Below are 13,786 nucleotides of genomic sequence, written 5' to 3' on the forward strand. Positions count from 1 at the left end.
CCCCGATCGCGAGATCGAGGGCTTCTTGCATTTCAGTGGCAGAGTCCTCCAGCGAAGCAGCCGAGGAGTTACAACGGCAACCGGCCTTCAAGGTGCATGCCCATGCGGCTGAGGCCCCAGGACAGTTCTGTGATGTTGGCGTAGGGCACCTGATGCACTTCGGTCCATGCGGGGCGATTGATCAGGTAGTTGCCATCAACCGTGCGCTCGACCAGCGTTCGGACCACCTGGCGGTCTCTGCTGCGATGAATCAGTGTCCAGTTACCGTTCGACTTCTCAAACGTGAACATGCCTTGCCTGAATAGCATCCGACTCAGTTCCTCTGACGTCCTTTCGAGCAACGGCAGTGGCATCTGCAGGCTCAAGTCGGCGTGCAGGGTGTCAAAGTTTCCCTCGGTGGATTCGGGTTGAGTGGCAAAGCCACGACCCACCTCGATGCCTCGATCCTGTTCAATCAGCAGGCTTTCTTCCGGCAACACCTCTTCGATGCGCAATCCGATACCGCCCTGCATTTCGCTGATGCCAGGCATACCGCGAAAGGTATTGATGTTTTCCTGATCCGTCAGCACCACCCATTTGCTCGCTCCATTGAGCGCTTTGTCGGTCTGCATCACGGTGTGGGTGAGGTAGGTCTTGATGGCTTGCTCATGCATGTCGGGAAGCGGTGCGCCGGGGTAGCGGTAACTGGCCAGACAGTCGGTTGCCTGAATTCGAATACCGTTTTGTTGAGCCGCCTTGACCACTTCGAGTGGGGTGAAGCGTCCGGAGGGATCGCTTTGCAGCTTTTGCAAATACGCTTCCAGATCGCTTGGCATTGACCCGGTCTTGAAGAATTGATCGAGTTCCGCTTGGTTGAAATCGTTGAGCAGGCGATGGAAATAGATCGTCTTGACGTCCTGTCGGGCCAGGACCGGCATGTTCTCAATCAGAAACCGCATGCTGGCGATGCGGTCCTGGCTTTCGCCGATGACCAGGCCGGGGGCCGCTTCAAATACCTTCGTGATCAATTGTTCGGCAGTGGTGGCTGGCGTCACGGCAGGCAGCTCAGGGCGCGGCGGTAGCGAAGCGGCGAAACCGTCGTGAGCGAAGAACAGACGCGCGTCCTGTGAAAGCTTGGCGCGAGGGGCTGCGATGTACTCCTCGTAGGTGCTCAGTCCGCGAAAACTTCCATCTGGCTGACGGACGACTTTGATATGGGTTTCAGGTTCACCCAGCGCCAGTTGCCTGAAACGGTACCGGTTAACGTTATCGTATTGCGTGGAGGGGCTGCGCAGGATGGGCTGTGCCGGCTCTTGGACAGAAGCAGGCCCCGGCGCAGGCGCAGGCGATTGCGACGATCCCGGATGCCGGTTGCCGCCGCCCTTGAGTCCGGATCGAGGTGCCAGCTCCCACTCGCCCTGGGCATTGAGACGCACAGGCAGCGATCCTGAAAACGCGTGCGGGTTTTCCGGATCAATGATGGCCCAGGTCCCGCTGCCGTTGGGGTCGGCTTCATAGCGCACGTAGTAGGCGGTGTCATCCAGCATGATGGCGGTGGAAGGGTTGGAATCGAGTTGATAAATGCCCTGGTATTGCCCGGACTCACTCATCGGTGTTCGACCTTCGAGCAGTTCATTGGCTTGCCAGTGCTTGGGAATTTCCATGGGCTGCGACGTTTCAGACAAGGAAGAGTCCAGTTCAACGGGCGGTTCGGTGGGCAAGCCCACGGGCTTCAAGTCCTCGGTAACCAGTGCCTCTTTGAGCTCATCGAGGTTGCCCGGAGCGATTTCCTCCAGTGATCCCGGCCCTTTGAGGAGCAGGAGGTTGAACAGCAAATCGATGCTGCCCAGCACGGCGCCAAGAATGCCGGCCTTGCGCTCCACGGCGGTTTTTCCGTTAACCGCCTGGTCGATGTTCAACCCCATGCTGGCGATACTGGCGCCGACCAGCGGCAGGGCAACCGGCCAACCGACCACCGCCATGGGGCCGAATACTTTCAAGCCGGCGCTGAGGTAACCGATCCACAGTTTCTTGCGCAGATCGCCATTGGATGTCAGGGAGAGTTCGGCTTCGGCGAACATGGCGTTCTTGCTCGAATGGCACAGCCAACTGAAGGCATCGCCGCTGATGATCCGGTTTTGTTTGTTGATCAGATGATGGTCGTATTGGCCCCAGGTGCTGACCAGCCTGTTCATGATATCGGTGATGTGCTCGGCGATGGTCTGGCGATCGGCCAGGGGAAAGTGGGTCATGAACGTCTGGCGCGCGGCTTCCTCGTTCATTTCCTGCAGTATCCAGTAATGCATGTCCGTCGCGGTTTCCAGCATCTTGAAGGCGACGGCTTCACCGGGCAGGTAGACAATCTGGCGGCCGCTGGGCGCGACAAAACGAAGGATGTTGGTGGCGACGTGACCGTCGACGTCCAGGGTCCTGACATTGTCGGCACAAGGATGCCGTGCCTGCAGCAGCGTCAGATCCACCGGCCAGGTGATCGGCCCCATTACGGCATGGGTGACGAATTGAAAGTCTTCGTCGCTCAGCTGGCGCGCGTCCCTGGACTTCACGGCCTGGATCAGGAAATTGCATTTGGCCAGGGTGCGGAAGTCTTCGGCGCAAGTGTTCCAGAAGGTGATCAGGCGCTGGCGGTACATCGAACTGAAATCGAGGCTCCAGAATGCCTTGAGCACCTCGTTGCCATGCAGGCGCACTTCGTTGGTTTCATTGTAGGTCCCGGCGTTAGCGCCGGCGGTATAGAAGCCCGCATAGACGTCCAGCAGGTCGGCGTTGTCCTGGTCGCTGGTGCGAAAGCGGTGGATGACCAACTGCGTCAGGGTCATGGAGGACGTCGGCGTGGCGTGGACGTGCTCCCAGCCGGTAAAGGCCTTCGAACTGCTTTGGGAGGCGTCGAAACGGTGGAAGTAGACCTGATCCGGATCGAGACCGGTGATGCCGGACTTTTTCAGCAGGTCACTGGCCACCTCGTGGGCCGTGTCCTGCAGGCCGGGGCAGGTCCGGATTATCCGGGTAGCAATGGCCTTGAGCGCCGCTTTATCGGCGGCATTGGGCAGCGGGCGTGTTTCGTTGAGGTTCATGCACTCTCTTTCCTTGAGAAGAAGGGAGCGCAGGATGCCCCGTTCACCCAAGGCATGTGCACTACATAGTTATGCCCTCGGAGGATGTGCGGCCACACGTCACCCTTACTGTTTCGCAATTGCAGGTGTATCGTATTCGCCTTTTGCGGGCCCAGGGCCCGAAGCTGATACGTGAGGTAGTTGAGTACATGTCCTTTACCCGTCGACAAATACTCGGTGGTCTGGCCGGTCTTGTAGTGGTTGGCGTGGGGGCGGGTGGCGCGTCGCGTTACTGGCTGGGCAAGAGGGTCGGCGCCGAGGCGGGTCACGACTACGAGCTGATCGCCGCACCGCTGGACGTCGAGCTGGTGCCGGGACACACAACCCAAGCCTGGGCGTTCGGCCCGTCGGCGCCGGGCACCGAGCTGCGGGTACGTCAGGGCGAATGGCTGCGGGTGCGCTTCATCAACCACCTGCCGGTCGCCACCACCATTCACTGGCATGGCATCCGCCTGCCGCTGGAAATGGACGGCGTGCCCTACGTTTCGCAACTACCGGTGCTGCCGGGCGAATACTTCGACTACAAATTCCGTGTGCCGGACGCCGGCAGCTACTGGTATCACCCCCATGTGAACAGCAGCGAAGAACTCGGCCGTGGCCTGGTTGGCCCGCTGATCATCGAAGAGCGCGAGCCGACCGGTTTCAAGTATGAAAAAACCTTGAGCCTCAAGAGCTGGCACGTCGATGAAGAGGGTGCTTTCGTCGCGTTCAGCGTTCCTCGCGAGGCGGCCCGTGGCGGCACGGCGGGGCGTCTTTCGACCATCAACGGTGTCCCGCAAGCGGTGATCGATTTGCCCGCCGGCCAGATCACCCGCGTGCGCCTGCTCAACCTCGACAACACCCTGACCTATCGTCTGAACATCCCCGGTGTCGAAGCGCAGATCTATGCGCTGGATGGCAACCCGGTCGAGCCGCGCCCGCTCGGCAAGGAATACTGGCTCGGCCCCGGCATGCGCATTTGCCTGGCGATCAAGGCGCCACCGGTCGGCGAAGAGTTGTCGCTGCGCAACGGCCCTGTACGGTTGGCGACCTTGCGCTCCGTGGCCAATACCGATGCGCCGACCGAATGGCCACCCGCGCTGCCCGCCAACCCGGTGGCCGAACCGGACCTGGCCAATGCCGAGAAACTCAACTTCAATTTCGAGTGGGTGGGTTCGGTGTCGGTAAACGTCGATAATGGCAAGCCCCCGAGCCTGTGGCAGATCAACGGCAAGGCCTGGGACATCACCGACAAGACCTGCGCCGACCGGCCGATCGCCAGGCTCGAGAAGGGCAAGAGTTACATCTTCGAATTGAAAAACATGACTCAATACCAGCACCCGATCCACCTGCACGGCATGAGCTTCAAAGTCATCGCCTCGAACCGGCACAAGGTCGTTCCGTACTTCACCGACACCTACCTGTTGGGCAAGAACGAGCGCGCGCAAGTGGCACTGGTGGCGGATAACCCGGGCGTGTGGATGTTCCATTGCCATGTGATCGACCACATGGAAACCGGCCTGATGGCCGCGATCGAGGTGGCCTGATGCGTCAGATACGTCCCGCCGCCATCATCGACCGTAGCCGTGACCGCGATTTCATGCGTGAAGCCCTGGCCCTGGCCGCCCAGGGCGCCGCATTGGGCGAAGTGCCCGTGGGCGCGGTGCTGGTGCAGGACGGCGAAATCATCGGGCGCGGCTTCAACTGCCCGATCAGTGGCAACGACCCGAGCGCCCACGCCGAGATGGTCGCCATCCGCGCCGCCGCCCAGGCCGTGAGCAACTATCGCCTGCCGGGCAGCACGCTGTACGTGACCCTGGAGCCGTGCAGCATGTGCGCCGGGCTGATCGTGCACTCGCGGATTGCGCGGGTGGTGTATGGCGCGCTGGAGCCCAAAGCCGGAATCGTGCAGAGCCAGGGACAGTTCTTCACCCAGGGCTTCTTGAATCACCGGGTGTTGTATGAGGGTGGGGTGCTGGCGGAGGAGTGTGGTGCGGTGTTGAGCGAGTTTTTCAAGGCGCGGCGCGCCAAACCTTCAGACTGAACACCGACCCCCTGTAGGAGCGAGCCTGCTCGCGATGGTGGGCAACGATAACGCGGGCTTTCTGAATGAACGCGGCGCTTTCAAGTCCATCGCGAGCAGGCTCGCTCCTACAGGGATCTCCATCGTTTATTTGCGAGCGACAATCACAGCCCGCATCGGCGCCGGCAGCCCTTCGATGGTCTTGCTGTGATCGTGCGGATCGAGGAAATCACTGAGCGACTGATACTTCATCCACTCCGTGCCGCGCTGTTCCTCGACCGTGGTCACGCTTACGTCCACGCACTTCACATCGCTGAACCCGGCGCGGCGCAGCCACAATTCCAGCGCCGGCACCGAGGGCAGGAACCACACGTTGCGCATCTGCGCATAACGGTCTTCCGGCACCAGCACCTGGTGTTTGTCGCCTTCGACCACCAGGGTTTCCAGCACCAGTTCGCCGCCCTTGACCAGGCAATCCTTCAGCGCCAGCAAATGCTCGATCGGTGAGCGGCGGTGGTAGAACACGCCCATGGAAAACACCGTATCGAAGCCTTCCAGGTTCGGCGGCAGGTCTTCGAAGGGGAAGGGCAGGTGCCAGGCATTCGGCTCGGACAGGTAACGCTGCACGGCCTGGAACTGGCAGAAGAACAACCAGTTCGGATCGACACCGATCACGCTGTCCGCGCCGGCGCCGAGCATGCGCCACATGTAATAGCCGTTGCCGCAGCCGACATCGAGGATGCGTTTGCCCTTGAGGTCCAGGTGCGGAGCCACCCGCGACCATTTCCAGTCCGAGCGCCATTCGGTGTCGACGTGCACGCCAAACAGGTCGAACGGCCCTTTGCGCCAGGGTGACAGGCCCATCAACGCCGTGCGCATCTGCGCGCGGGTGGCATCGTCGCAATCGGTGTCCAGTGTCAAGCCGTTGAGCAAATCGACTTCGCTCGGCTGCAGGTTCGGCAGGGCGTCCAGCGCACTTTGCCAGCGCTCCAGGTCGCCGTGACCCTTTTCCATTTTCTTGTCGAGTTGCGCTTGCAGGGTGTTGGCCCAGTCGGCCAAGGGTGTGCCCGCCAGACGGCGGGCGAGAGGGGACAGATCAATCATGGCAAGGCAATCAACGAGGCAAAGTTAAGACACTGGAACCACGGCACGACTTTCGAGAACCCGGCGGCCAGCAGGCGTTCGCGGTGTTCTTCGAGGCTGTCGGGCTTCATGACATTTTCGATGGCACTGCGCTTCTGGGCGATTTCCAGTTCGCTGTAGCCGTTGGCGCGTTTGAACGCGATGTGCAGATCGGTGAGCAACGCGTGCTCTTCGGGATCGTTGAAGCGCAGTTTTTCCGAGAGGATCAGCGCACCGCCGGGCAGCAGCGACTGACGGATGCGCGACAGCAATGCCGTGCGGTGTTCCGGAGCGATGAATTGCAGGGTGAAGTTCAGCGCCACCACCGAGGCAGGCTGGAAGTCGAGGGCGAGGATGTCGCCTTCGATCACTTCCACCGGCAGCAACTCCTGGAACATCGAGTCCTGACCGTTGAGATACTCGCGGCAGCGCTCGACCATGGCCGCCGAGTTATCCACAGCGATCACCCGGCAACCGTCGGTACGCACGTGGCGACGCAGGGCCTGGGTCACGGCACCCAACGACGAACCCAGGTCATAGAGCACACTGTTGGGCTGGGCGAACTGCGCGGCGAGCACGCCAAGGTTTTCCACGATGGTCGGATAACCTGGCACCGAGCGCTTGATCATGTCCGGGAACACCCGCACCACGTCCTCGTTGAAGGCGAAGTCAGGCACCTGGGCCAAAGGCTGGGCGAAAAGGCGATCGGGTTCTTTGCTCACGGCGGTTCCAGCGGCGTAGGTGGAAAAGGCCGGCATTTTAGCCAAGTTGGCGCGGGGATGCGCGGGTTGTCTGATAAAGCGAAGGCTTTGTGGCGAGGGAGCTTGCTCCCGCTGGGCTGCGCAGCGGCCCTCAAACCATTCACCTTTGTTTTATCAGGACTACTTCATCAGCCGCATTTACGACGGCTGCGCCGCCGAACGGGACGGTGCGGCGATCCGACAAGCTCCCTCGCCACAGGGGTTAGCGCTTGTTTTGGGTGAACGCCGAAGCGGTGATCCCCCATTGCCCCAGCCAATAGCTGAGGATAATCACATACGGCGCGGCTTCGAACGGCACCACAAAGCGACTGATGCCAATCACGCTGTCGGAAAACACAAACGCCACGGCGCCGCCCGCTGCGAGCAACGCCGAGCGCTTGGGCACGTCGGTGCCGAGTCGGGCCAGTGCGCGCCAGAGCATGGTGCTGATGGCCAGGCCATAGACGATCACCGGGATCAGCAACGGCCCAAGTCCATGAGAAATCAGAATCCCCAGCAACACGGCGCCGACGCCCATGGCCAGGATCAGCGGCAATACGGCCAGGCGCCGACAATCGCTCAAATACGCTTTCAAGTAAGCCAGATGCGCGACCAGGAACGCCCCGAGGCCGAACACGAACAAATCCCCCGGCCACGCCAGCAGCACATCGCCGAGCAGGGAGAAGATCAAGCCGAGGCTGATCCAGCGCCGATATTCGCTCGGTGGCGCGTCGTGCAACCAGCCGAGCAGCGCCAGGACCGGCAGCGGCTTGACCAGCAAGCACAGCAGCGCGGCGTGCACGCTCAGGCCGTAGAGGAACGTCACTGCGCCCATGAGCGCCAGAATCAGCCAGCCCACGGTCAGTTAACCGAGATGCTGCAGTCGAAAGAGTCCACCGGCAGCACTTCCGGTGCCCAAGGCTGTTGTGAAGTCAGGCGCAAACGCCCGGTCCCGGTGGCGAAGGCCTGAAAGCGCCAGGTGGAAACCCCGGCCGCGCCGACCACCCCGGCATCTTCCGGGTTGGTATAGACCTCGGGGCTGAGCGCACGCAACACGCCGCCGGCCGAATCCTGAATGGCCCAGCGGTAACCCGTGGTCGGATTGCTCGGCAGGGTCAGGATCAGGTTTTGCCCGTTGGCGAGTTTCACCGGGCATTCGCTTTGTTTTTCCACGGTCACATTCTGCTTCGGTTGAGTGGCACAGGCGGCCAACAGCGCGAGGGCGAGGGGGACAAACAGGCGGGTGGGGGACATAAGGTCAATGGCTCCGGCGTTCACGACGAACGGCGAGCATAACTGAGATGAGACAGGGTGTGACAGTCGCAGAAGGATGTGGTGGCAGGGCGGACGCCTTCGCGGGCAAGCCCGCTCCCACAGTGTTCAGCGGTGCTCACATATTGTGTGTTCACCGCAAAATCCTTTGGGAGCGGGCTTGCCCGCGAAAGCAATCAAACAGTCGCTACAGGGCTATCAGAAAAGTACCTTCGCCACATCCGCAAACCGCTTGGCGAAGTGCACGGTAATGCCTTCCTTCAGGTACTCCGGCAGCTCCTCGAAATTACCCCGGTTGGCCTCCGGCAGAATCAACTCGAAGATCTTCTGCCGCCGCGCCGCGATGACCTTTTCGCGTACCCCGCCAATCGGCAGCACGTGCCCGGTCAATGTCAGCTCACCGGTCATTGCCACGCCTTTTTTCGGCGGCTGGTTACGCGCCAGCGACAGCAGGGCGCTGGCCATGGTCACACCGGCGCTCGGGCCGTCTTTCGGGGTGGCGCCTTCCGGTACGTGCAGGTGCACGAAAGCCTCGTCGAAGAACTTCGGATCACCGCCAAACGACTTCAGATTGGAACTGACGTAGCTGTAGGCGATTTCCGCGGACTCTTTCATCACATCCCCCAGTTGCCCGGTGAGTTTGAACCCACGGTTCAAGGTATGGATGCGCGTCGCTTCGATCGGCAGGGTGGCGCCGCCCATGCTGGTCCAGGCCAGCCCGGTAATCACGCCAGTGCCCGACAGCACTTGCTCGTTGCGGAACACCGGTTTGCCGAGCGAGCTTTCGAGGTCTTTGGGGCCAAGCTTGATCACCGCATTCGGGTCGTCGAGCAGCTTGATCACCGCTTTGCGCACCAGTTTGCCGAGGTTTTTTTCCAGCTGGCGGACACCGGCTTCGCGGGCATAACCGTCGATCAATGCCTTGAGCGCGCTGTCGCTGATGCTCAGGCTGCCCTTGGATACACCGGCCTTCTCAAGCTGTTTGGGCCACAGGTGACGCTTGGCGATGGCGACTTTTTCTTCGGTGATATAGCCCGACAGGCGAATCACTTCCATCCGGTCAAGCAACGGCCCGGGGATCGAATCCAGGGTGTTGGCGGTGCAGATGAACAGCACCTTCGACAGGTCCATACGCAAGTCGAGGTAATGGTCGAGGAATTCGACGTTCTGCTCCGGATCGAGGGTTTCCAGCAGCGCCGAGGCCGGGTCGCCCTGGTAGCTCTGGCCCATCTTGTCGATCTCGTCGAGCATGATCACCGGGTTCATCACTTCGACGTCTTTCAACGCCTGCACCAGTTTGCCCGGCTGCGCACCGATGTACGTGCGGCGATGGCCCTTGATCTCGGCTTCGTCGCGCATGCCGCCGAGGCTGAAGCGGTAGAACGGCCGGCCGAGGGATTCGGCGATGGATTTGCCGACGCTGGTCTTGCCCACGCCCGGCGGCCCGACCAGCAGCACGATCGAGCCGCTGATCTCGCCTTTATAGGCACCGACTGCGAGGAATTCGAGGATGCGGTCCTTGATGTCCTCGAGGCCGGCATGGTGCTTGTCCAGCACCTTGCGCGCGTACTTGAGGTCGAGTTTGTCCTCGCCGTACACGCCCCACGGCACCGAGGTCGCCCAGTCGATGTAATTGCGGGTGACGGCATACTCCGGCGAGCCGGTCTCGAGGATCGACAGCTTGTTCATTTCCTCTTCGAGGCGCTTCTGCACCTGCACCGGCAGGACTTTACCCACCAGGCGCTGTTCGAACTGTTCGAGGTCAGCGCTGCGGTCATCCTTGGTCAGCCCCAGCTCCTGCTGGATGACCTTGAGCTGTTCCTTGAGGAAGAACTCGCGCTGATGTTCGCCGATCTTGCGGTTAACTTCGGCGGAAATTTCCTTTTGCAGGCGCGCAACCTCGACTTCCTTGCGCAGCATCGGCAGGACTTTTTCCATGCGCTTGAGCATCGGTACGCAATCGAGCACTTCCTGCAGTTCGCTGCCGGTGGCCGAGGTCAGGGCAGCGGCGAAATCGGTCAAAGGCGATGGATCGTTGGGGCTGAAGCGGTTGAGGTAATTCTTCAGTTCTTCGCTGTACAGCGGGTTGAGCGGCAGCAATTCCTTGATCGCATTGATCAGCGCCATGCCGTAGGCCTTGACCTCGTCGGTCGGCTCGGTGGGCTGGTGCGGGTATTCGACTTCCACCAGGTACGGTGGGCGATGGTGTTTGAGCCAGGTCTTCAGACGCACGCGGGTCAGGCCCTGGGCGACGAACTGCAGCTTGCCGTTTTCGCGGCTGGCGTGATGCACCTTGACCAGGGTGCCGTAGAGCGGCAGGGCCGAGGTGTCGAAATGGCGCGGGTCTTCCTGGGGCGTGTCCATGTAGAACAGGGCCAGGGAGTGGTGATCGGATTTGGCGACCAGGTCGAGGGTTTCGGCCCAGGGTTCTTCATTGACGATCACCGGCAGCACTTGGGCCGGGAAGAACGGTCGGTTGTGGATCGGGATGATGTAGACCTTGTCCGGCAGGTTCTGGCCAGGCAGGGCGAGGCCTTTACCGGTGGAGTGATGGGTCGCGTTTTCCGGATCGGCGTATTCGCTCGGGTCTTCGGGGAATTCTTGCTGGTCGCTCATTTGGGCACCTGCGCAATGGGTATGGGTCTTAGATGGGGCAGGTTGGCGGTGGTTTCAATGATGCCTGGGCATTAACCGGTCATTCCAAGGTGTATTCAGCAGGGATTCAGGTTAGCTGAACCACGGCTTTGCGCGGTCAATTGTGGGAGCGAGCCTGCTCGCGATGGAGTGTCAGTTGACACCAACGTAGCTGACACACCATCGCGAGCAATCTCCCACAGGGGGCGTGTGGAGCTTTGAAATCTGCGGCCACAAAAAAAGGCGACGTCCTCACGGGCGTCGCCTTTCGTTTTACTGCCGCTAAATCTTATTCCGGCAGTTTGTACGCAATCACATAGTCACCCATCTTGGTCCCCAGCGAACCATGACCGCCGACCACGAGCAGCACGTATTGTTTGCCGTCCTTGCCGGTGTAGGTCATCGGTGTCGCCTGGCCGCCGGCCGGCAGGCGCGATTTCCAGAGTTCCTTGCCGGTGTTGACGTCATAGGCGCGCAGGAACTGGTCCAGGGTGCCGCTGAGGAAGCCGACGCCGCCGGCGGTAACCATCGAGCCGCCCATGCTTGGCACGCCCAGGGGCAGGCCGATCGGCAGCGGCGAGCTGTCGCGGCTGGTGCCGTTCTTGCGTTTCCACACGATTTTGCTGGTGGTCAGGTCGATACCGGCCACGTAACCCCAGGACGGCGCCTGGCATGGCACGCCGAACGGCGACATGAACGGGTGCATGATCACCGCGTACGGGGCGCCGGTGTTCGGCTGCACGCCAGCGGTTTCGCTCTCGCGCTTGCTGCCGGCCGCGACTTGGGCGCGTGGCACCATCTTCGAGACGAAGGCCATGTAGTTCGGGCTGGTGAACAGCATCTGGCGAACCGGGTCGACCGACACGCCACCCCAGTTGAACACGCCGACGTTACCTGGATAGATCAGGCTGCCCTGTTCCGACGGAGGAGTGTACTGGCCTTCGTAACGCAGTTCCTTGAACTGGATGCGGCACAGCATCTGGTCGAACGGACTGGCACCCCACATGGCTTTTTCGGTCAGTTCCGGGGCCAGCAGGTTCAGGTCCGAACGGGCCTGGGTCGGTGCGGTGTGGTCACCCTTCACGGCGCCTTGCGGGACCGGGATTTCATGGATCGGAATGATCGGCGTGCCGTCGCGACGGTCAAGGACATACAGGCTTCCTTGCTTGGTCGGTGCGATCAGCGCAGGTTTCACGCCGTCAGCGGTCTTCATGTCCAGCAGGGTTGGCTGGCTGCCGACGTCCATGTCCCACAGGTCATGGTGGGTGAACTGGTAGTTCCAGCGCACCTTGCCGGTGGCCAGATCCAGAGCGACCAGGCCGGCGCTGAATTTTTCGGCGCCAGGGGTGCGGTCCGCGCCCCACTGATCGGGCGTCTGATTGCCCAGCGGCAGGTAAACCATGCCGAGTTTTTCGTCGACGCTGGCCAGCGACCACATGTTCGCCGAGTTGCGGCTGTAGATCTGGCCCGGTGCCAAAGGCTCGGTGGCGTCCGGGTTGTTGCTGTCCCAGTTCCACACCAGGTGACCGTCGCGCACGTCATAGGCACGGATCACGCCGGACGGCTCGTTGGTCGATTCGTTGTCGGTGACGTGGCCACCCATGATCACCAGGTCACGGGTGATCGCGGCCGGCGAGGTGGAGTAGTAGCCACCCGGCGTGAAGGGGCCAATGCCTTGGGTCAGGTCCACCACGCCGTTATTGCCGAAGCCTTCGCAGACCTTGCCGGTGTCGGCATTCAGTGCGATCAGGCGAGCGTCGGCGGTTGGCAGGTACAGACGACGCGGGCAAGCCTGGGCCACCGCTTTGCCGGCCTCGGAGATGACGGCCGATGCGGCGTTTTCCGACTTGGCGTAGGCCGCTTCGTCGTAGTACGACACGCCACGGCAGGTCATGTGGGCGAAACCCTTGAAGCCCACCGGGCTCTTGATCTGCGGGTCGAAGCGCCAGATTTCCTTGCCGGTGTCCGGGTCCAGCGCCAATACCTTGCTGTGAGCGGTACAGGCGTAGAGCATGCCATTGGCTTTGAGCGGCGTGTTCTCGTTGGTCAGTTCCACCGGGTCATCGGCGGTCGGCAGGTCGCCGGTGCGGATACGCCAGGCTTCCTGCAACTTGCCGACGTTACCGGGGGTGATTTGCTTGAGCGGCGAGTAGCGATCACCGAATTCGGTGCGGCCATAGGCTTGCCAGTCGCCCTCGGGCATGGCTGGCGCCGTGCTGGTCATGTCGGCGCTGTCGCGACCCAACTCGCCAAGGACTTCACCGGGATGGGTGAACTGGCTGGCGATGGCGGTTGCACCCGCCAGCACCACGGCCACGCTCAATGCACCGGTGCCCAGTGGTGCGGTGCCGTCACGCAGCAATGGACGACGGAACCACGGCAACAACATCACCACGCCCAGGGCGAACCACAGTGCCAGACGCGGCACCAGTTGCCACCAGTCGAGGCCGATTTCCCACAAGGCCCAGACCGTGCTGGCGAACAGCACCAGCGCGTACAGGCCCAGTGCCGCGCGACGGGCAGTGATCAGCAGCACGCCGGTAAGCGCGATGCCGATACCGGCCAGCAGGTAGTACAGCGAGCCGCCGAGCATGCTCAGCTTGATTCCCCCGGCCAGCATGGCCAGGCCCATTAGCAGAAGCAGTATGCCGAGCAGGGTCGGCCATATCCGGCTTCGACCCAAGGCACCATCAGTGCTCATAGTGTGATTCTCCGTGACGTTTCAAGTAGTCCCGCGTCAGTTCACTGTAGATGACGATCCCGCGCGGGCATGGTTCAGATAAAAACGGTGATCCCTGTAGGAGCGAGCCTGCTCGCGATGGACCCGAGAACTACCCGGGGGTGTCAGGCAACCAACGTTATCGTTGACGACCATCGCGAGCAGGCTCGCTCCTACAGGTTTTGTG

The 13,786-nt window shown here is 61.6% G+C and carries 9 protein-coding genes; 2 read left to right on the plus strand and 7 right to left on the minus strand.

The genetic code is table 11. The features are described 5' to 3' along the window. Window positions 1-68 precede the first annotated feature (68 nt). Entirely contained in the window at window positions 69-3,071 is a 3,003-nt protein-coding gene (locus F7R06_RS22570; protein ID WP_090316618.1) for a membrane-targeted effector domain-containing toxin, read from the minus strand. Between the two features lie 188 nt (window positions 3,072-3,259). Here F7R06_RS22570 and F7R06_RS22575 point away from each other — a divergent pair, with 188 nt between their 5' ends. After that, a complete protein-coding gene (locus tag F7R06_RS22575; protein WP_090316621.1) occupies window positions 3,260-4,636 on the plus strand; it encodes a multicopper oxidase family protein in 1,377 nt (458 codons plus the stop codon). After that, window positions 4,636-5,133 (plus strand): tRNA adenosine(34) deaminase TadA, encoded by a 498-nt coding sequence (tadA, locus tag F7R06_RS22580; protein WP_047538171.1) that lies wholly within the window; start codon window positions 4,636-4,638, stop codon window positions 5,131-5,133. The genes F7R06_RS22575 and tadA overlap by 1 nt, the downstream gene beginning before the upstream one ends. 126 nt (window positions 5,134-5,259) lie before the next feature. On the opposite strand, the gene cmoB is transcribed toward tadA, so the two are convergent. The 6 genes from cmoB to F7R06_RS22610 all read right to left on the minus strand — a co-directional run bounded on the left by cmoB (window position 5,260) and on the right by F7R06_RS22610 (window position 13,581). Next, window positions 5,260-6,216 carry a tRNA 5-methoxyuridine(34)/uridine 5-oxyacetic acid(34) synthase CmoB gene (gene cmoB, locus F7R06_RS22585; RefSeq protein WP_090316623.1) on the minus strand — a complete coding sequence of 319 codons (957 nt, stop codon included), beginning with the start codon at window positions 6,214-6,216 and terminating at the stop codon, window positions 5,260-5,262. Then, complete coding sequence (gene cmoA, locus F7R06_RS22590) at window positions 6,213-6,992, minus strand: carboxy-S-adenosyl-L-methionine synthase CmoA (RefSeq protein ID WP_174552466.1); 780 nt, start codon at window positions 6,990-6,992, stop codon at window positions 6,213-6,215. The genes cmoB and cmoA overlap by 4 nt, the downstream gene beginning before the upstream one ends. A gap of 205 nt (window positions 6,993-7,197) precedes the next feature. Beyond that, window positions 7,198-7,833, minus strand: a complete 636-nt coding sequence (locus tag F7R06_RS22595) for a lysoplasmalogenase (RefSeq protein WP_090316629.1) — start codon at window positions 7,831-7,833, stop codon at window positions 7,198-7,200. A gap of 2 nt (window positions 7,834-7,835) precedes the next feature. Next, window positions 7,836-8,228: a protease inhibitor I42 family protein gene (locus F7R06_RS22600; RefSeq protein ID WP_090316632.1), complete on the minus strand. Its 393-nt coding sequence runs from the start codon at window positions 8,226-8,228 to the stop codon at window positions 7,836-7,838. 216 nt (window positions 8,229-8,444) lie between these two features. Next, window positions 8,445-10,862 (minus strand): endopeptidase La, encoded by a 2,418-nt coding sequence (lon, locus tag F7R06_RS22605; RefSeq protein ID WP_090316635.1) that lies wholly within the window; start codon window positions 10,860-10,862, stop codon window positions 8,445-8,447. 307 nt (window positions 10,863-11,169) lie between these two features. Continuing rightward, on the minus strand, window positions 11,170-13,581 hold the full coding sequence (locus F7R06_RS22610) for a glucose/quinate/shikimate family membrane-bound PQQ-dependent dehydrogenase (protein WP_090316638.1): 2,412 nt from the start codon (window positions 13,579-13,581) through the stop codon (window positions 11,170-11,172). Window positions 13,582-13,786: the final 205 nt, after the last annotated feature.

The organism is Pseudomonas moorei (assembly GCF_008801475.1).
Classification (GTDB): domain Bacteria; phylum Pseudomonadota; class Gammaproteobacteria; order Pseudomonadales; family Pseudomonadaceae; genus Aquipseudomonas; species Aquipseudomonas moorei.